Genomic DNA, 19,101 nt, shown 5'->3' with positions numbered 1-19,101 from the left:
AATTTATTCCAACATTTTTCATTTTCAATCGGGAGGAAAAATGGAGATGGAACCTACCTACAACCCTTCTCTCTTTGAGGATAAATGGTACAGATTCTGGATTGAAAAAGGATTTTTTCATGCCAACGAAAAGAAGGTTTTAAACGGAGAAAGGAAAAAGTTTAGTGTCGTTCTGCCACCTCCAAACGTTACGGGAGTTCTCCACGTAGGACACGCCTTAAACTCAACCCTTCAGGACGTTATTTGTCGCTGGAAGAGAATGAAGGGTTATGAGGTCTGCTGGATTCCGGGAACAGACCATGCAGGTATAGCTACCCAGTGGGTCGTTGAGAGAGAACTGGCAAAAGAGGGTTTAACAAGACACGACGTCGGAAGGGAAGAGTTTCTAAAGAGGGTTTGGGAGTGGAAAGAGCAGTACGGAAACAGAATCATAAACCAACTTAAGAAGTTAGGGACTTCCTGTGACTGGGAGAGAGAGCGATTTACAATGGATGAGGGTTTTTCAAAGGCTGTGAGAAGGGCATTTGTTACCTTATACAAAGAAGGTCTAATCTACAGGGGAAAGAGGCTTATAAACTGGTGTCCACGCTGTCATACTGCCCTCTCCGACCTTGAAGTTGAACACGAGGAGGAAACTGGAAAACTCTGGTACATAAGGTATCCCCTCGTTGATGGTGAAGGATACATTGTTGTTGCAACGACAAGACCGGAAACTCTCCTCGGAGACGTTGCGGTTGCTGTTAATCCCAACGATGAAAGGTATAAACACCTTGTAGGGAAAAAGGTCAGGCTTCCAATAGTTGGAAGGGAGATACCGGTAATTGCAGATGAGTACGTTGATCCTGAGTTTGGAACCGGAGCTGTGAAGATTACACCTGCCCACGACTTCAACGACTTTGAAGTTGGAAATAGGCACGGATTGGAACCCATTCAGATAATGGACGACTGGGGAAGAATAACCGTTCCACCATTTAAGGGAATGGATAGGTTTGAGGCAAGGGAAGCAGTTGTTGCCCTTCTTAAGGATGAAGGACTCCTAGAAAAGGAAGAAGTACACGTTCACTCTGTAGGTCACTGCTACAGGTGTAAGACAGTTGTTGAACCTTACCTATCTGACCAGTGGTTTGTAAAGACAAAGCCCTTGGCAGAAAGGGCCATTGAGGCAGTTAAGTCCGGTGAAATTAAGTTCATTCCGAAACAGTGGGAGAATACCTTCTTTGATTGGATGTACAACATAAGGGATTGGTGTATTTCAAGACAGATATGGTGGGGACACAGAATCCCTGCCTGGTACTGTTTGGAGTGCGGCCATGTAAACGTTTCTGAGGAAACTCCTAAAAGGTGTGAAAACTGCGGTAGTGAGAGTTTGAAGCAGGACGAGGACGTTTTGGATACCTGGTTCAGCTCTTCCCTCTGGCCATTTGGAGTATTCGGTTGGCCCGAGGATACGGATGATTTAAAGGCCTTTTACCCAACAGATTTACTGGTTACAGGATTTGACATCATCTTTTTCTGGGTAGCGAGAATGATGATGATGGGCTACCACTTTACAGGTAAAAAGCCCTTTTCTGACGTTTACGTTCATGCCCTTGTTAGAGATGAAAAGGGACAGAAGATGAGTAAAACGAGGGGTAACGTTATTGACCCCTTGGAAATGGTTGAAAAGTACGGAGCAGATACTCTGAGGTTTACATTGACAGCTTTAGCAGCTCAGGGTAGGGACATTAGGCTCTCTGAGAGAATTATTGAAGGATATAGACACTTTGCGAACAAGGTATGGAACGTTGCAAGGTTTGTTTTAAGTACAACCGAAGGAATCAGTGAAATCGGAGAGGTTTCCTACTCTCCCGAGGATAGGTGGATACTTACAAAGCTTTCAGAAACTATTAAAAGGGTAGATGAGGAGCTCTCAGCTTACAGGTTCAACGAGGCAGCTAAGGCCATCTACCAGTTCATCTGGAACGAGCTTGCAGACTGGTATGTAGAGTTTACAAAGTACAGGCTCTACAGGGGAAGTGATGAGGAGAAAAGAACTGCAGCCCACACACTGCTTACAGTCTTAAGGGACAGCTTAAAGCTCCTTCACCCTATAATGCCATTTATAACTGAGGAAATCTACCAAAAACTTCCAAACAGGGATGCTGAATCTATTTCCATTTCCAACTGGCCTTCTTCAGAATGTTGCTCCTTCCCTGAGACTGCCGTCCTCGTTGAAACGGTCAAGGAGATTATTAGGGGAATAAGAAACGTAAAGGCTGAACTTAACATTTCCCCTTCAACAGAGGTTGAAGTTTTCCTGAAAACCGATAACAGCGATTTATTGGACGTTATTGAGAAGATGATTCCATCTATAAAACAAATGGCGAGAGTCTCAAAGATTAAAAAGGTTGATGAGCAACCTTCCGGGACGATTTCCTTCTTCCTTCCAGGTATTGAGGTTTACGTAAACGTGGGAGAGTTGATAGACGTCGGAAGTGAAATTGAGAGGCTCTCCCAAAAGCTTAAGAAGATAGAGAAGGAAGCTGAGAAGTTAAGAAGGAAGCTCTCAAACAAAAACTTCCTTGAGAGAGCCCCGAAGGAGGTTGTTGAAAAGAACAGAGTGGAACTCTCAGAACTTGAGGAGATTTTAAAGAAGCTTGAAAGCACCATTGAACAGTTAAAAAATATGGCCTAAGGGGTTCTCCCCTTAAGGCCTTACCTTTCTTACAAGTTTCAAAATTAAGGCCTTTTGAGTGTGAAGCCTATTTTCTGCCTGGTCCCAAACGATTGAACGTTCTCCCTCGATAACTTCCTCTGTTACCTCCTCACCCCTGTGGGCAGGAAGACAGTGCATAAAGAGGTAATCTGGTTTTGCGTGTTTAACCAACTCAGAATTAACCTGGTAAGGCATGAAAATTCTCCTTCTCTCCTCAGCTTCTTCCTCCTGCCCCATCGATGCCCAAACGTCCGTGTAGACAACATCTGCGTCCTTTACTGCCTCTACAGGGTCGTTTGTAACGACAATTTCAGCTCCAGTATCCCTTGCTATCTCCTTAGCCTTTTCCACGTAAAACTCCATAGGTTCGTAGCCCTTTGGAGTTGCAGCGTAAAAATTCATACCCATGTAAGCTGCACCTATCAGCCAGGAGTTGCACATGTTATTTCCATCTCCAAGGTATGCAACTTTCAGTCCCTCCAATCTCCCCTTGTACTCCCAAATCGTGAATAGGTCTGCAAGAACCTGACAGGGGTGTTCCTCGTCTGTAAGTGCGTTGATTACAGGAACCTGCGAGTACTTTGCAAGTTCCTCTACTCTGTTCTGTCCAAATGTTCTTATTACTATTAAGTCAACGTACCTCGAGAGGACCCTTGCCGTATCCTTTATCGGCTCCCCTCTTCCCAACTGAGAACCCTTTGTATCCATGTAGATTCCATAACCTCCAAGCTGATAAACTCCAACATCGAAAGAGACTCTCGTTCTCGTTGAAGGCTTTTCAAAAATCAGGGCCGCAGTGAAACCGTCTAAAGGTCTGTAGATTTCCCCCTTCTTTACCTTCTCCTTTAAAAACGATGAAAGGGAGAGTATGTTTTCTATGAAGAGTCTATCCGAATCCAACATTGATATGAAATCCTTCATTAATTACCTCCTGATGTAGGATAGAATTGTTTTAACCTGGTTTTTAAGGAATGAAAGTTGTTCTCTTATTTTATCCATTTCAAATTCACTGTTTGATGCCTTTGAATCAACCTTTATTAGATTACTCTCTATTTCATCAATCCTCTCTTTGAGGTTTTTAATAAACATAAATTCTCCTATTAGCAGAAAGAATAGAAGCACTATAAGGATGAAGTTAATTATAAGTAATAATTGAACCATTGCACTATTCTTCCCTTTTCAATTTTATCCTTTAAAGTCTCCTCCTCAGAACTGTTCAAATGGTATATTTTAATTTCCCCTAAAGGTAGTGTAAAAAAAATGGCACCGTATTCATTTTCCTTTTTTCCAATTATTGCTCCATAGTTTAAATTTTTGACCTGAAAGCAGAATTTACTGACCCTTTCTGAGGAAATTAGCTTTCCGGGGAAAACTACAGTCTCGGCTGTAAACGGTAGTTTAACTTCCTCTCCCCCTACACTAAGAACATTTTTCTTAAAGTTTAAACACACCTCAACAGGATTTGATAGGGAAAAACTGTTAGAAAACAGAGATTTTATTCTATTAATAGTGGATTCCTCTGAAGATAAGTTGATTTGAACAATCTTGGGAAAGGACACCGACAGTACTACCGATAGAATTACTAAAACTATAAGGAGCTCCAAAAGCGTAAATCCAAACCTCCTCAAGTCTCTATCTCCACTCTATTCGAGGTCACAATTACTTTTCCGCTTACACAGTAGTTTTTTACCGGACACTCCTTCAGTTTTGGCCTTTTGCCGTCCTGCCTGTAGTGACATCCATACTTGGAGAGAAGCCACAAGGGGCGGAACATATCAACGGGGAGAATTTCCGTTCCCTCTAATCCTTTCCTCCAAACCTCAATAACCTTCTTTTTTATCGTTTCATTAACTCCTTTAGATTTGTACTTTCCAGTTATACATCCCGTTGTAAATGTAGCCCTTGCCACATGAACATCTACAGGAATTGGGAGGTTCTCTACGCCCTTAAATGGAAGGACAACTTTCTCCTTTAAGCTCCGAATCCAGTGGGGAAAGAGTTTTGTCCCCGATAAGGAGGGAAACTCTCCCTTTCTGTTCTTTAGGAAGTCTGTAAACATCCTATCAACTTTAAACTCATACTCCTCAAAGAGCTTTTTAACGCTTCCGCTGTACTTTTCAGAAAGGGTTTTTGAAATTGTTTTCCAGATGAGAAGGTCCCTCTTCTTCTTTTTTGCTAAACCGTGTTTTGACAGGGCTTTGAGGAGCTCATCGTCCCCCTTTTCTGCTACTTTGTGAGGGTCAAACAGCCACTTTGTTTCATCGTCTTTGAGGGTCTTGAGGGAGTTCTCCCACAGCTCGTTTGCGTTTCTCATGTAGTCTAACGATGTTGTTAGTGTCACTATTAAAAGTAACGTTTCAGTATCTACTTCATCAGCAATGGATTTAACCATATCATCTGGAAGTTCCCTGTGTCCGAAAATTCCCCCTTTTTTTACTTCTTCTAAGAGAGTGCTCCCTACTTTTCTTGCTCTTTTTGGATGAAGCTCAAGCTTTCCTTTCATTATCACTTCCAAGGAATTTTTATATATAATATTCTAACATTCCTCAGCAGGAGGATTAATGGCCTTCTTTGATTTCTTTCGAAAAAAGACAGAAGAGGAGCAGTTTGAAGAAGCTGTTAAGAAACGTGATTATACAAAAATAATAAATTTAGGGAGAATTTTACTAAGAAAACACCCAGATTCTTTATCAATATTCACCCCCTATATAGATGCATTAGTTAAATTTGATAGAAAAAAAGAGGCTGTCAGCGAAATTATCTCGTTCGCTAAAAGAAAGATTAACGAAGAATACTATGATGTAGCAATTACTCTCTTAAATAGAGCTCTAAAACTGGACCCTTTTAACTTGGAAGCTATAAAATTACTCTCAGAAACTTACATAAGAAAGGAACTTCTGTATGAAGCTTTTGAGGTTTTATTAAATTCGTTTAAAAAGTTTGTTGAAGCTGGTAAAGACCCTACTCCCATAAAAGAACTCTTAGACAGATTCGTTGAAAAATATTTCCATCCTATTTTCTACGAGCGTTATGCAGATGCTTTGGCCAAAGCTGGTTATAAAGAAGAAGCATTTATTAACTACATCCTTGCCGGTAATCTCTACATGAATTTAAAACGACCTCGGTCTGCCTTAAAAGTATTTTTAAAAGCAAGGGAATTAAAAGCAAATGATGTTATTGATAAACAAATAATTGAAGTAATTTCACATATAAAGGAAGAAAGACCAGAAATAATAAAGGTTCTTTCCTCACTTATTAGAAAACACGAAAAGGATTTCGATTTCATTGAGTTCGCTGTTTCTCAATTCAAAGAGAATAACAATCTAAGTCTTTTAAAACAAGTTATCAATGGTCTTAAAGACCCTCTCTTAAAGTACGTCTATTTAGCCATGATAGAGCACGAACTTGGAGAAGAGGAAAACGCTGAAGAGTACCTTGAAAAAGTAGGACTGATTAATAAGGAGCTCTACGATAAACTGGAATCTTACATGTCTAGGAAGGGAAGAGTTAGGATTCTGTCCTTCAAAACAGAGAAGCCGGAGGAAATTCCTGAACCGGAGGAAATTCTTAAAGTTTTCGATGAGGTTTTAGACATTAATAGCTCTACACTGGAATCTTTGGAGTCCTTAACGAAGGAGAGGGAGTCTTCCGAGGATATAAAAGCAGGAATAGAGCTCCTTCAGAAGAATACAGATGGAAAAAGACTTGTATCGATGGCAGAGGCTTTTTTAGGCATAGGAGACTACAAAGAGGCAGAAAAGTTTGCCAGGCAAGCTTTGAAAACTGAAGAAAGGGTAAGGGCTGCCATTTTAACTGCGGAATCTCTAAAAAAACAGGGTAGAGATAGGGAAGCGCTCTCCTTGCTCTTCGATGTTTTAAAGGAGAATCTATCTCCAGAGGAAAAGGCACAAATTGAGGTTGAGATAGGTGAAATATACAGGAATATGGGAGATAAGGAGAGAGCTCTCCACTGGTACAAATCAGCTCAGGAAGTTCTAAAGGACCCTGATTTAGAGGAAAAAATAAAGAAAATTGAGAAGGAACTTGGTTAATTCCCTTTACGTTCACGTTCCCTTCTGTAGAAAAAAGTGTCCCTACTGCGATTTCTACTCTGGGAACTTTTTCGAATTGAAGGATGACTACAAGAAGGCCATTTTTAAGGAGCTTTCAATCAGAGCTCCAGAGTTTTCCCAGTTTCCAACAGTTTACTTTGGAGGCGGCACTCCATCGCTCATGGAGGCTTCATTTTTTGAAACCCTACTTTCGAAGTTGAGTCAATTTTCAGAAGTTACAGTTGAGGTTAACCCTGAGGATGCAAAAAGGGATTTCCTCTCCTCACTCAATTCAGTAGGAGTAAACAGAATTAGCCTTGGAGTTCAAAGTTTCTCCGATAAATTTCTAAAATTTTTAGGAAGAGGACAGAACAGAGAGGATAACGTAAGAGCTCTTGAGGAGACGCTATCTCTCTTCTCCAACGTATCAGCCGACATTATCTACGGTATTCCGGGACAGAGTATTGAGGAGTTTTTAGAGGATTTGGAATTTCTACTTAAGTTTCCAGTAAAACACGTCTCCCTCTACGCCCTAACTATTTATGAGGGAACTCCCTTTGAGGAGCTCCTTAATGCAGGGAAATTTTCGCTGCCTGAGGAGGAAAAGGTATCAAAGATGTACTATGAGGCAGTTGAACTGCTTGAAAGCAGGGGATTCAAACAGTACGAAATTTCAAACTTTTCGGTTCCCGGCTTTGAATCGAAACACAATTTAAGTTACTGGAGATTGGAAAACTACGTAGGTCTTGGCCCTTCGGCTGCTTCCTTTGAGGATGGAGTTTACACAAAGAATATTAGCGACATTGGAGAGTACATAAGTAAAATAAATGAGGAGACTCTACCTATCGAGGAGAGAGAAGAGTTTAGAGGAAGGGGTTTAAAGGAGATTAAGCTCATTATGGGGCTCAGATTAACCGAAGGAGTAGACGTTAAAGAGATAGGGATTGAAGAGGAAATGGATAGAGCTCTAAAGAGTTCAGAGGTTCTAAAAGGTTTAATCGATGAAGGCTACCTAATCTATGAATTTCCTAAATTAAAACTTGACAAAAGGGCATACTTTACATCAAATGCAGTTATATCCCTCTTAATTAAGGAACTCTGGGAGGTCTAATGATTTACGTTACAAACACGATGACGGACGAAAAGGAAGAATTTAAACCCCTTGAAGATAGAGTTGTAAAAATCTACGTCTGTGGTCCCACAGTTTACGACCATGCCCACATTGGACATGCAAGAAGTGCAATTGTTTTTGATGTTATAAGAAGGTGGTTTGAGTACAGGGGTTACAGGGTAATTTTTGTTAGGAACTACACAGACGTAGATGACAAGATAATAAAGAGGGCAAATGAGGAAGGAATTCCATGGTTTAAGGTTGCAGATAAGTACATCAAGTCGTACGAAGAGGACATGGAAACCTTAAACGTAAAGGAGCCAACCTTTAAGCCGAGAGTCACAGAGCACATAAGGGAAATTATTGAAATGATAGACGGACTGATAAACAAGGGATTTGCCTATGAAGCGGATGGAGACGTTTACTTTTCTGTTAGGAAATTTCCTGAGTATGGAAAGCTCTCAAAGAGGAACTTGGATGAGCTCTTAGCCGGAGCAAGGATAGAACCAGGGGAGAAGAAGAAAGACCCTTTAGACTTTGCCCTCTGGAAGAAGAGCAAGGAAGGAGAACCCGGATGGGAATCACCTTGGGGAGTTGGTAGGCCGGGATGGCACATTGAGTGCTCAGTTATGTCTATGAAGTACTTGGGTGAAACCATGGACATTCACGGAGGGGGTTTAGACCTGATTTTCCCCCACCATGAAAACGAAATTGCTCAATCTGAGGCCTATACAGGAAAGCCCTTTGCAAGGTACTGGATTCACAATGGATTTGTAATGGTAAACAAAGAGAAGATGAGTAAATCCTTAGGGAACTTCTTTACGATAAAGGAGATTCTAAAGGAATTTTCCCCAAACGTTTTAAGGTTCTTCCTCCTATCAGTTCACTACAGAAGTCCGATAGACTTCTCAAAGGACAGATTAAAGGAGTCAGAGAGGGCTCTTGAGAGAATTCAGAACTTTATTAAATCTGCTTCAATAATTGAAAGTTTAGCTGAAACTGATTATGGAAAAGAGCCTATTTCAGTTTCAACGTACAGGAAGGATTTTGAGTCTGCAATGGACGACGACTTCAACACTGCTAAGGCTCTCAGTGTTCTATTTGAAGTTGTAAAGGAAGGAAACTTAGTTAAGGATAGAGCTCTAAAAGAGGGAAAGATAAGTAAGGAGGAGAAATTTTCCTACTTAGAGGCTGTTGATTTTGTTAAGGAGTGTTTGAACATTTTGGGCTTTAAGGAGGAGAGAGAAATGGAAGGGGGAATAGAGGATAAACTCATAGAGCTCCTCGTAGAGGTTCGGGGAGAGCTCCGAAAGAAAAAGGAGTTCCAACTTGCGGACTTAATAAGGGACAGACTGAAGGAGTTGGGGATAACTTTGGAGGACCTACCTACGGGAACAGTCTATAAGAGAGGTTAGAATGGGAATTTACGATAGGGACTACTACAGAGAGAAGAAAAGGGAAGACTGTTGGAAGAAAAGAATATTTAAATTTTCCTGGTATCTGATTCTCCTTCTGTTCTTTTTGGCATTTGTTGTTTATGTTCTGGCAATTCTGTCTGAAAAGTGAGGAGTTGGGTGAAGAAAAAGTGGGAGAAACTGAAAACAGCCGGACTTTTAACTTTGGGAAGTAGCGCTGGAATTTCGTCGTTTTTAGCCTGTGGTTGTGGACAGCCGAACTGTCCCGTCTGAAGTGGTGGTTACTTGGTTGCGCTGGTCAGCGCCATGAGCTTTTTGAAGGTAAAGTACAGAAAGAAAAATGAGGAAAATAGGGGGCAGAAGCCCCCTAAAGATTAGTTTTTCCTTTTTTTCCTTCCAAGGAGAAGCCCTATTAGACCTGAAAGCATCGTTAGAAGGCTAACTCCTCCAGAAACTGGCTCTACAGCAGGAGAAATTGAACAACCACCTCCACTACCACCTCCGGTTGTAGTTTGTGCTGTTCCTGAAGGAATTGATGAAGGAGCTTCACCTACAACTGCAAAGTAGCTGAGCTGGCTCCTTGCAAACGTTACGTAAGGATTGTTCGGGTCAACGCCAAATTCTGTAACTTTTGTCCAGTTTTTACCGTCCTCACTTGCAAGAATTAATACCTTGTTTGCCACCTTGGATGGGTCGTACTTAATTGTAAATGTTACAGGTGAATTAAATTTGTTTGTTTTCGTATGAATATCCAAGACTTCAGTTGCAAGAACGGGAGTATCTATTCCGTACGATTTTGCAGCTTCAACTGCAGATTCCTCAATGTTTGCATTCTCAACCTTTTCGACTTTAACAGAAGTTGGAACATCCACTGCTCCTTTGTCTACAGAAATTTTTACTTCATCTGAGACAGGTCCTGTTACAGTACCATCAGGAGTAACTAAGTAGAAAGCAGAAAATTCCTTACTTTCGACTCCAACGGACGTTACTCTGCAGAGAGCTCCCTGAGTAATCACGTACCTACCGTTCTCAGACTTAGTTCCCTCCGGTAACATCCACATTCCCGTTGCCTTAGACTCGCTGACGGCCTCATCTGGTAGGGCGTGGAACGTGAGAGTTACCTTCCTTCCTGCACTTTCATCCCCTTCCCAGACCGCCGGACTCAACCTGTTCTTACTCTCATCTGAGTTGTGACAAGCGTTACAGGAAAGAGGACCAGTCTTCTGAGCTCCAAGGGCATACTCAGCAGGTAGAACTCCGTGGTCAATGCCAAATGGTGCCATAAACGTCATGATTACAGGATTATGAGGATGTCCTGGATCTTCCTTATCAAGAACCTGTTTAATGGCAGCTTTTAGGGCTTCGTACTCCTCGTTTGTGCTGATTTCTGGAACCATATCTCCGTCATCATCGTCAATATAGTCAACATATCCACCAGGATTGCCGTCTACCCAGTGAATCTTAAATGCAACTTTTCCAGTTTTTGGATCAATCGTCAACCCTGGAACGCTCTTTTCGGGAAGTTCTGGGTCTATGGTTGATTTTCCAACTGGAGTTCCATTTGAATCGTAGGCAACTCCATCAATTGCCATGTTCATCTCACGAACAAAGAGGGCCCTTCCTGTTGCTGCATCAATCCATGTAAATACTTGAATCGGACTGATTAGACCTGCCCTTAAGACAGGCTCTCCCTTATCGTTTATAGTCCAACGTTTGATAATTGCAGGTTCCCATCTCCATGGAAAGTTTTCCGAAGGAATGTTCCAGAGTCCAAAGTTTGAATTGTTGACCCTCATGAGAGCTCTGTAAGGGTCCATATCAATTGACGTTATTGGAAGTAGCTTGTCAGTTCCGTTATCGTCCGTTTGGGCAATGACGTAAGAGAAGTTCAGTCCGTAGGTTGGAGTCGGTCCAAAGGCAGGAATTGCCCACTCTGGAGGAAACTGATAAACAGTTCCGTTATCCATTTTCATTAATCTATCGTCAAACTGGTTGGAGTATCCAAGTGAATCATCGAAGAATCTGAACGTCCAGTAGGTCTTAAACGGTATGTGGCATACCTGACACTGAATTTTGTTGATGTGGGCTGATGCTGCAGGCCCAAACCAAGCTTCATGTGCCTTTGCTGCGCCGTCATCTGTTCCCCAGTGACAACTTGAACAGGTTCTAACTGAAGGATTGTAGTCGAGTGCAGGCATAACTTCACCGGCAGAGTCATTACCTTTCAGGAAGTTGTGAGGATTGTGGTGTTCCTTAACATCTTTGGGAAGATTGTCCTGTCCGTGACAGGATAGACACGACAAATTCCCACCATCCTTTGCCATGTGAACGTCGTAACCTACAGGAAGACCGTCGGAGTAGTTCATAGTATCGTTCATACTGCTGTACTTTGCCATTTCTCCATCTGGAGTAATGGCTATCGGGGCAACGGATTGGTCGTTCTGTTTCTCATCCGGTGCATAGACCGCAGCTCTCTTAACAACGTCAGCTCCAAGTCCAATGATTCCCCTCCTTACGTACCAGTTGGGGAAGAAGTGTTGTCCATCTACAGTCCACTTGTTTTCTGTGTCCGGAATGGCAAAGTGGCACTGGGCACACATTAATGAAAGGTCTTTATCTTTATCTCCTGTATGAGAAACTGATACACCATCCTTACTGCTTGAGTCTGCCTTTATTAGAGTATAGTGGTTACTTGTTTCAAGAATGGGCAGTTGAACGTTGTCAAGGTCAACGTCATTCTTGTAGTAAGCTACAGCCTTGAACGTTCCGTCCTGTTGTTTTTCAAGTCTTACAAAGGCAATAGGTTTTGATGGATTGTTAGGGTCTGCTATCGACATTAATGTTCCCGTTGCTGCCCATCCAAAGAAGTGGCCTGCCCTTGCAAGGTTTACAAACGGAACGTTTGGGTCGTTCGGTTTGTAAGAGTAATTGCTCGTTGCATTTGCAGCTCTAACCACAAATCCTGAACCGACGTAAGGCTGACCCTCAACTGTTGACTCGAAAAATGCGTTTCTCAGGTAGTCACGGGCTGAGAAGTTTGGAGCTCCGATATCAAGGTAGAACTGGCCAAAGAAACCGGAGAGTCTATTGTTAAATTTAGAATCGTCATAGTTGTAATCCTGAAGGTCAACACCTATCTTTTGACCAAGCTGTGAGTATGGGATTGTAAATCCTGTAGTCGTTCCATGTTTCAGATAACCTGAGATAGTACCTATTGTGAAGCTCTGAATAGTCATCATCTGCTGCTGGTTCAGAGTTGCTGGGTCTATTCCAGACTGTTTTAACTCATCCTTTATAACTCCTTGAATAACGTCTGAATAGTAAACACTTACCAATCTCTCAAGAGGGTCGGAATAGAAAGCTGCTGAATCGATTGTGTATCCGTTGTTAATTTCATCCTGTGTTAGTTGTGGAGGAAATCCTAAAGAAACCTCAACAACCTTTCCGTTATTGTCCTTCTTAACAAAGACAAAAACCCTTGGGTTTGCAGGGGTTGGATTTGAAGCATTCCAACCGTTTGAAGTAGTAACTACAAGCTTTTCTTTTTCAGCTAAGGAACGGTCTGAGTGGCAGAGGAGACAGTCTGTATCTAAAACTCCCGACTTTTTCCAGTTGAACTTGTGGGGCATTCCGATGTATCCCCTTGATTCTTCATCTGCGGTATAGGAGAAGTAGTCTCCGTCAACTTCACTGTCTGAGTAGGTAGCATTTGAGAAAAATCCTGTTCCATCGGTCTGGTTGTCCCAGGTTTCAACTTCGTCGTGGCGCTTTCCGCTGTCCCTATCAAAGGCCATAATTCCACCGGAGTGGCAGGATGCACATGTGAATACCTTATCGGGAGTTCCCATATCCATGTCGTACTTAACATTTCCTCTGTAATCGACTCCATTGTTAATATCTGGAGAAAGCCCGGGGTCCTTTGAAGGGTGCTTTGCCGCCAACTGGCGGTACGAAGGTGGTCACCAGGCTCCATCATCACCGAAGGAGCGTAAAAATTTCCTCCAGTCCTTTCCGGCTTTTACTCTCTCATAACCAAAGTCATCACTTAACTCATCCCAACCCCTACCTATGTGGTAGGTCGCATGTATTGGACCGGGGGAGTGAAGTCCTCCTTTTACATCTCCCGTAACTTCCTTGTGGCATGAACCACATGTGACTTCCCAACTTACAGGATTTCCGGCAATGTAAGTTGAGTTTCCTATTGTTATGGTGTCTGAAGGGTTAAGGGTTTCAGAAATTGGCTTTCCATTGATGTCTCTTAGAGGAACTGCCGGGTGACCTAAGGCTTGAGCAGAAACTCCTAATAGGAAGAGAGTTCCCGTAGATAAAGCCGCTTTCCACCTCCTCCTTTTCATCTCTTCCTCCGAATTTAGGAAATTTTATTTAATTTTAATTCACAATTTTATAAATTTCAATAAGACTTATTTTAAAATAAAATTTTTATTACATAAAGTAATCCTTATTTTTTCATTATTTGAAAAGCTAAAAACAAAAAGGAGGATAAGAAGGGAAGCAAGGAGAATTTATACTGTAGCCCTTTGTTTCAGGTAAGTTTCTATGAACTGGTCAATGTCTCCATCCATTACAGACTGAACGTTCGAGTTTTCCGTTCCTGTTCTGTGGTCCTTTACAAGCTGGTAGGGTTGAAAAACGTAGGAGCGTATCTGGTTTCCCCAAGCTATGCTTTTGTGCTCTCCCCGTGCTTGGGCAAGCTTTTCCTCCCTCTCCCTCATTTTTAGTTCATAGAGGCGGGCTTTCAGGATTTTCAGAGCTCTCTGTCTGTTCTGAATCTGAGAGCGTTCACTTTGACACGTAACGACAATTCCTGTGGGAATGTGGGTTATCCTAACTGCAGAATCTGTTGTGTTAACGTGTTGTCCTCCAGCCCCAGAGGAGCGGTACGTATCTATTCTTAAATCCTCCTCCCTTATTTCAACCTCAACGTCATCGTCTATCTCGGGAACAACGATAACACCGCAGAAGGAGGTGTGTCTCCTTGCATTTGCATCAAAGGGTGAAATCCTTACAAGCCTGTGGGTTCCATGTTCAGATTTCAAAAGCCCGTAAGCATAGTTTCCCTTAACTAAGAACGTCGCACTCTTTATTCCTGCCTCTTCGTTTTCCTGAATGTCCAATATTTCAACGTTGAATCCCTTCCTCTCTGCCCACCTGAAGTACATCCTCATCAACATTTGGGCCCAATCGCAGGATTCCGTTCCTCCGGCTCCTGCATGGATTGTTACTATTGCATTGTTCTTATCGTACTCTCCAGAGAGAAGTTTCTTTATTTCAAGTTTGCTTAATGATTCCTCTACTTCCTTTAGATTTTCCTCTACTTCGCCAAGGAGCTCTCTCTCGTTCTCCTCCTCAGCCATCTCAATGAGAACCTCACACTCCTCAATCTTTTCGTTTAACTTGTCGTTTAACTTGGAAATTTCGTTGAGCTCCTCCTCTATTCTGTTCCTCTCCTGTGAGAGTTTCTGAGCCTTTTCGGGGTTGTTCCAGAACTCAGGAGACGACATTTCCCCTTCAATTTCCGAAAGTCTCTTTTTGAGCTCATCTAAGTCAAAAATACCCCCTTATTTCTCCGTACTTCTCCTTGACCTTCTTTAATTCCTCCTTTAACTCCTGAATCCTCTCTATCAATCCTGAACCTCCGAATAATTTCTGTCCATAATAGTAGGAAAATTACTCGCCCTGTAAAGTCCTACCCTGATTCCGCCGTTTGAGAGGTAGGTTAGGAGCTCAAAGTTGAGAAGTGTCCTCTCGGCAAGTCTCCTTGAGGGAGATAGAAAGTAAACCGAGTAGTACTTAAAATTCTTCTCGACCCACTCTCCAAATCGGGCGTAGATTTCCCCCAACTTTCTCTCTGAAAGCCTCACCCCGTATGGGGGATTTGTAACGATTAGAACTCTCTCCATTTTAATTTCAGGAAGAGAGAGGTTTTTAAACTCCACAAATTTTGAAACTCCAGCAGCTTCTGCGTTCTTTAAAGATGCTTCAACGGCCTTTGGTTCGATGTCAAAGCCCATTATTGGAACGTTTATCTCTTTCCTTTTTGATTCTGCCTCCTCTAAGAGCTCGTTCCAGAGCTCCTCATCAAAGCTTTTCCACTCCATAAATGCAAACTTCCTGTTTTTACCAGGAGGAGTGTTTGATGCTATGAGAGCTCCCTCTATTGGAATCGTTCCCGAACCACAGAAGGGGTCAATTAGCGGAATTTCCCCCCTCCAGTTTGACATTAGAATCACTCCGGCGGCGATGTTCTCCCTCAGGGGAGCCTCAGTTTCGACTACCCTGTAGCCCCTCTTGTAGAGTGGAGCTCCCGATGTATTTACACTTATCGTAAATACGTTGTTCTCAACCCTTACAACTATGCTCGTTCCCTCATCTTCAAACCTTGCAACTCTTGGCTCAAAGCCCAACCTCTCCTCAATGGCCCTTAAGATTCTCTCTTCTATTCCCTTTGTGTGGTAGAGTTTTGACCTTCTTGATGTTACCCTGAACTTAACAGGGAGGTTTGGACTTATAAACTTTTCCCACTTGCACCTTTTTGCCTTTCTGACAAGTTCGGCAAAGTGGAGAGCTCTAAATGAACAGAGCCTTAAAAGAACCCTCGTTGCGCTCCTGAGCCACAGGTTTGTAAGGTATATTTCCCTAAGACCTCCGGAAAAGAGAACTCCTCCCGGAACAGCCTTTCCCTCTATTCCCAAATCCTCAAGTTCTTTCCTTGTAACCTCCTCAAGCCCCGGCTGGGAAACTGCAAAGAGCTCCATTCTAAATCTCCCTCTTAATCTCCTCTGAGAGTTTCTTTACTGCTCCTCCCGAAAGTTTCTCCTTTACCTCCTTTCTCAAAACTTCCCTGCACCAATCTCTATTTTCAAGGAGGGTTTCAAACGTCAGGAACAAGTTTTCCCTGTTGAACCTATCCTGGAGGAGCTCCGGAACGACCTCCTTTCCGGCTATAAGGTTTGGAAGGGAAACGAAAGGAAGTTTAACAGCCCTTTTAGCTATAAAGTAGGTTAACGGATGAACTCTGTAAACGACAACATGGGGGAGCTCCGAAATTGCGGCCTCTAAAGATGCCGTTCCTGATGCAATTACTCCGGCCTCAGAGTATCTTAAAACGTTGTACCTTTCACCCTCCGGAACGAGTTTAATGTTCTTAGAGTGGAAGTTCTTAAAAAGTTCCTTAACCGTATCTGCAACAGGAATGACCCAGTTGCCTCCAAAGCTCTCTGAAAATTCCTTTAACGTTGGCAGCAAATACTTAATTTCCGAAGGCCTGCTTCCTGGAAGGAGTGCATAGAAGGGCTCTTCAATTTCAAAGGTTTCTAAGAACTCCTTTCTCTCCCTGTTAGGCTTAACTATGTCAATTAGCGGATTTCCAACGTAGGTTACATCAATTCCAAACTGACTGTAAAAGGGAACTTCAAAGGGAAAGATGACGAAAATTCTGTCACAGTAAGCCCTTAACTTTTCAACTCTCCCCCTTCCCCAAGCCCATACCTTTGGAGGGATGAAGTAGAGAACCTTAATTCCCCTTTTCTTTGCCTCCTTTGCTATCTGAAGGTTAAATCCGGGAAAGTCAATTAGCAGAACGGCATCGGGCTTTTCACTTTCCAAAAACGAAACGATTCTCCTCTTTCCTCTTAAGATGCTTGGAAGTTTTGAAATAACCTCAAAGAGTCCAAAGGCGGTAAGCTCCTTTGAGTCCAAAATCCTTTTACTTCCCGGAACTTCCTCAGTGAAAACTCCAAAAATTTCAAAAAAAGGTGAGAGCTCCCTAACAATCTCCCTCGCATAGATGAATCCGGAGAGCTCTCCTGTAACAATCAATAACTTTTTCATCTTAAATCCTGAATCCTACATTTGTTAAACTTTGCTACATTAACAATAACTCAATTTTTGGAAGGAAGGAATGGCCGAGCTTGATATAAAGACACTTGAAAACTGGCTCTGGGAAGCTGCCTGCAAAATCAGGGGAGAGGTGGACGCTCCAAAGTACAAGGAGTATATACTCCCGTTGATATTCATAAAGAGGCTCTCAGACGTATTTGAAGACGAGATAGAGAAGCTCTCAGAGGAGTTTGGAGATAGAGAGACGGCTTTAGAAATAGTTGAGTCAGACCACTCCTTCGTTAGGTTTTTTATTCCGGAAGTTGCAAGGTGGGAAAACATAAAAAGGCATCCGGTTCACGGTCTTGGAATGTACTTAACCGATGCCGTTAGGGCAATAGCAAAGGAAAACCCGAAGCTCCAGGGTGTTGTCGATATTGTTGACTTCAATGCAACAATGGCTGGAAAGAGAATAATCAGCGATGAAAGGCTCCACGCACTCATCAACGTTCTCAGTAAGTACAGGCTCGGAATAAGGGACGTTCCTCCCGACATAATAGGAAATGCCTACGAGTACCTGCTTAGGAAGTTTGCAGAGGGTTCTGGTCAGTCTGCAGGGGAGTTTTACACTCCGAGGGAGGTTGGAATTTTAATAGCTCACATCCTTGACCCTGAGCCCGGACAGTCGATTTACGACCCGTGTGTTGGCTCTGCCGGACTTTTAATAAAGAACCAGCTCTACTTTAAGGAGAAGTACAGGGGAAAAACTGTTGCAGACCTTAAATTCTACGGTCAGGAAATACTCCACTTTAGCTATGCAATGGCAAAGATGAACATTTTCATCCACGATATGGACGCAGAAATTGCCCTTGGAGATACAATGAACCATCCAGCCTTTAAAAACAGCGACGGCTCCCTGATGCAGTTTGACCTGATTGCTACAAATCCAATGTGGAATCAGGATTTTCCACAGTCAACCTACGAAAATGACCAGTTTGGAAGGTTCACGTTCGGTTATCCTCCCTCCTCATCTGCAGACTGGGGATGGATTCAGCACGTTAATGCCTCGCTCAAAGGAAACGGAAAGGCCTGCATTGTTTTGGATACAGGGAGCGTATCAAGGGGAAGCGGAGCAGAGGGGAGTAACAGGGAGAGGGACATAAGGAAGAAGTTCGTTGAGAGCGATTTAATAGAGGCCGTTATACTCCTTCCCGAGAACCTCTTTTACAACACAACTGCGCCGGGAGTAATTATCGTTCTGAATAAGAACAAAAGGCACAGGGAAGAGATTCTCTTAATAAATGCCTCCGAAAAGTTTGAGAAGGGAAGGCCGAAAAACATCCTTACAGAGGAGGGAATAAGGGAAGTATCCGAGGTTTACCACGGCTGGAAGGAGGTTGAAAAGTTCAGCAGAATAATAACCTTAGAGGAGGCAAGGGCTAACGATTACAACCTGAGCCCTTCAAGGTACATAACAATTTCAACAGAAGAGGAAGTTCTTCCGTTAGAGGATGCCGTTGTAATGGTGAAGGAGGCTGAGGAGGACAGGAGAAGGGCAGAGGAGGAGCTCTGTGAAATTTTGGAGGAGTCCTTGGGGATAGAGCTCTGAAACTTCCTGTTGAAGTTCAGAAAGAAGGTGGACACCCTAAAATAAGATTTGAACTCCAACAAAAGGAGGTGTCCACCAATGAAACAATTAAAGAAATTCAAAGGTGCATCCCTGCACATATCAAATACACCCTTCAAAAAAACAATCAAAAGAGGAACGAAAATAAAAACCAAACTCGACCTAACAAAAGACCCAAACGTGAGAAAAAGACTTAAATGGATTCAACATTACGAAAAACACCAAAATGCAAGACTAACCTGCAGATACTTCGGAATAAGTCCAACTACCTTCTACAAATGGAAAATTAGATACAAAAAGTACGGTTTAGAAGGCCTCAAAGACAGAAACAAAAGACCTCACAGAGTAAGACAACCTCAGAT

General features: G+C 42.6%; 16 protein-coding genes. 7 read left to right on the top strand and 9 right to left on the bottom strand.

Annotated features, from left to right (window positions below; genetic code table 11):
- Positions 1-40: 40 nt before the first annotated feature.
- Positions 41-2,674 (top strand): valine--tRNA ligase, encoded by a 2,634-nt coding sequence (locus FN732_RS08000; protein WP_142936044.1) that lies wholly within the window; start codon positions 41-43, stop codon positions 2,672-2,674.
- 12 nt (positions 2,675-2,686) lie between these two features.
- Here FN732_RS08000 and argF read toward each other — a convergent pair whose 3' ends face one another.
- From argF to FN732_RS07985, 4 genes are read right to left on the bottom strand one after another with little or no spacing between them, the layout of a single operon-like run.
- The gene (gene argF / locus FN732_RS07995) at positions 2,687-3,616 is read right to left on the bottom strand and encodes an ornithine carbamoyltransferase (protein ID WP_142936043.1); all 930 of its coding nucleotides are present in this window, start codon (positions 3,614-3,616) and stop codon (positions 2,687-2,689) included.
- Between the two features lie 3 nt (positions 3,617-3,619).
- A complete protein-coding gene (locus FN732_RS09590) occupies positions 3,620-3,784 on the bottom strand; it encodes a hypothetical protein (protein WP_185954291.1) in 165 nt (54 codons plus the stop codon).
- A gap of 50 nt (positions 3,785-3,834) precedes the next feature.
- Positions 3,835-4,323 carry a prepilin-type N-terminal cleavage/methylation domain-containing protein gene (locus FN732_RS07990; RefSeq protein WP_142936042.1) on the bottom strand — a complete coding sequence of 163 codons (489 nt, stop codon included), beginning with the start codon at positions 4,321-4,323 and terminating at the stop codon, positions 3,835-3,837.
- Positions 4,320-5,198 (bottom strand): N-glycosylase/DNA lyase, encoded by an 879-nt coding sequence (locus FN732_RS07985; protein ID WP_142936041.1) that lies wholly within the window; start codon positions 5,196-5,198, stop codon positions 4,320-4,322. Before FN732_RS07985 ends, FN732_RS07990 begins: the two co-directional genes overlap by 4 nt.
- A 58-nt stretch (positions 5,199-5,256) precedes the next feature.
- Here FN732_RS07985 and FN732_RS07980 point away from each other — a divergent pair, with 58 nt between their 5' ends.
- The 4 genes from FN732_RS07980 to FN732_RS09585 are packed head-to-tail and all read left to right on the top strand — an operon-like array spanning position 5,257 to position 9,424.
- Positions 5,257-6,747 carry a tetratricopeptide repeat protein gene (locus FN732_RS07980; protein WP_142936040.1) on the top strand — a complete coding sequence of 497 codons (1,491 nt, stop codon included), beginning with the start codon at positions 5,257-5,259 and terminating at the stop codon, positions 6,745-6,747.
- Positions 6,728-7,858: a radical SAM family heme chaperone HemW gene (gene hemW, locus FN732_RS07975; protein WP_142936039.1), complete on the top strand. Its 1,131-nt coding sequence runs from the start codon at positions 6,728-6,730 to the stop codon at positions 7,856-7,858. The genes FN732_RS07980 and hemW overlap by 20 nt, the downstream gene beginning before the upstream one ends.
- The gene (cysS, locus tag FN732_RS07970; RefSeq protein ID WP_142936038.1) at positions 7,858-9,273 is read left to right on the top strand and encodes a cysteine--tRNA ligase; all 1,416 of its coding nucleotides are present in this window, start codon (positions 7,858-7,860) and stop codon (positions 9,271-9,273) included. The genes hemW and cysS overlap by 1 nt, the downstream gene beginning before the upstream one ends.
- A gap of 1 nt (position 9,274) precedes the next feature.
- Positions 9,275-9,424 (top strand): hypothetical protein, encoded by a 150-nt coding sequence (locus FN732_RS09585; protein WP_185954290.1) that lies wholly within the window; start codon positions 9,275-9,277, stop codon positions 9,422-9,424.
- Between the two features lie 223 nt (positions 9,425-9,647).
- Here FN732_RS09585 and FN732_RS07965 read toward each other — a convergent pair whose 3' ends face one another.
- From FN732_RS07965 to lpxB, 5 genes are all read right to left on the bottom strand, one after another.
- Entirely contained in the window at positions 9,648-13,214 is a 3,567-nt protein-coding gene (locus FN732_RS07965) for a hypothetical protein (RefSeq protein WP_142936037.1), read from the bottom strand.
- A gap of 18 nt (positions 13,215-13,232) precedes the next feature.
- Positions 13,233-13,628: a hypothetical protein gene (locus FN732_RS07960; protein ID WP_142936036.1), complete on the bottom strand. Its 396-nt coding sequence runs from the start codon at positions 13,626-13,628 to the stop codon at positions 13,233-13,235.
- Between the two features lie 168 nt (positions 13,629-13,796).
- Positions 13,797-14,919, bottom strand: a protein-coding gene (gene prfB, locus FN732_RS07955) for a peptide chain release factor 2 (RefSeq protein ID WP_342778609.1) whose coding sequence is annotated in 2 segments (ribosomal slippage) — positions 13,797-14,852 and positions 14,854-14,919 — 1,122 coding nt in all. Because the reading frame shifts where the segments join, the coding sequence is not laid out codon by codon here.
- On the bottom strand, positions 14,916-16,049 hold the full coding sequence (locus FN732_RS07950) for a THUMP domain-containing class I SAM-dependent RNA methyltransferase (protein WP_142936034.1): 1,134 nt from the start codon (positions 16,047-16,049) through the stop codon (positions 14,916-14,918). The genes prfB and FN732_RS07950 overlap by 4 nt, the downstream gene beginning before the upstream one ends.
- A 1-nt stretch (position 16,050) precedes the next feature.
- Positions 16,051-17,124, bottom strand: a complete 1,074-nt coding sequence (gene lpxB / locus FN732_RS07945; protein ID WP_142936033.1) for a lipid-A-disaccharide synthase — start codon at positions 17,122-17,124, stop codon at positions 16,051-16,053.
- A gap of 70 nt (positions 17,125-17,194) precedes the next feature.
- Here lpxB and FN732_RS07940 point away from each other — a divergent pair, with 70 nt between their 5' ends.
- Both FN732_RS07940 and FN732_RS07935 read left to right on the top strand, forming a co-directional pair.
- The gene (locus tag FN732_RS07940; protein WP_142936032.1) at positions 17,195-18,721 is read left to right on the top strand and encodes a type I restriction-modification system subunit M; all 1,527 of its coding nucleotides are present in this window, start codon (positions 17,195-17,197) and stop codon (positions 18,719-18,721) included.
- Positions 18,722-18,799: 78 nt separating this feature from the next.
- Positions 18,800-19,101, top strand: a 302-nt coding sequence (locus FN732_RS07935; protein WP_142936031.1) for a helix-turn-helix domain-containing protein, incomplete at its 3' end; no start/stop codon positions are given.

Source organism: Balnearium lithotrophicum (assembly GCF_900182585.1).
Lineage (GTDB): Bacteria > Aquificota > Aquificia > Desulfurobacteriales > Desulfurobacteriaceae > Balnearium > Balnearium lithotrophicum.
Note: the sequence above shows the minus strand (reverse complement) of the source record. Positions and strands in the feature narration are given on the sequence as shown.

Excerpts from the sequence above, each read along its gene's own strand:
- FN732_RS07985 (WP_142936041.1), bottom strand. The coding sequence starts at position 5,198 with ATGAAAGGAAAGCTTGAGCTTCATCCAAAAAGAGCAAGAAAAGTAGGG.
- FN732_RS07950 (WP_142936034.1), bottom strand. The coding sequence starts at position 16,049 with ATGGAGCTCTTTGCAGTTTCCCAGCCGGGGCTTGAGGAGGTTACAAGG.
- FN732_RS07960 (WP_142936036.1), bottom strand. The coding sequence starts at position 13,628 with ATGAAAAGGAGGAGGTGGAAAGCGGCTTTATCTACGGGAACTCTCTTC.
- FN732_RS07980 (WP_142936040.1), top strand. The coding sequence starts at position 5,257 with ATGGCCTTCTTTGATTTCTTTCGAAAAAAGACAGAAGAGGAGCAGTTT.
- lpxB (WP_142936033.1), bottom strand. The coding sequence starts at position 17,124 with ATGAAAAAGTTATTGATTGTTACAGGAGAGCTCTCCGGATTCATCTAT.
- argF (WP_142936043.1), bottom strand. The coding sequence starts at position 3,616 with ATGAAGGATTTCATATCAATGTTGGATTCGGATAGACTCTTCATAGAA.
- cysS (WP_142936038.1), top strand. The coding sequence starts at position 7,858 with ATGATTTACGTTACAAACACGATGACGGACGAAAAGGAAGAATTTAAA.
- FN732_RS07940 (WP_142936032.1), top strand. The coding sequence starts at position 17,195 with ATGGCCGAGCTTGATATAAAGACACTTGAAAACTGGCTCTGGGAAGCT.
- FN732_RS09585 (WP_185954290.1), top strand. The coding sequence starts at position 9,275 with ATGGGAATTTACGATAGGGACTACTACAGAGAGAAGAAAAGGGAAGAC.
- FN732_RS09590 (WP_185954291.1), bottom strand. The coding sequence starts at position 3,784 with ATGTTTATTAAAAACCTCAAAGAGAGGATTGATGAAATAGAGAGTAAT.
- FN732_RS08000 (WP_142936044.1), top strand. The coding sequence starts at position 41 with ATGGAGATGGAACCTACCTACAACCCTTCTCTCTTTGAGGATAAATGG.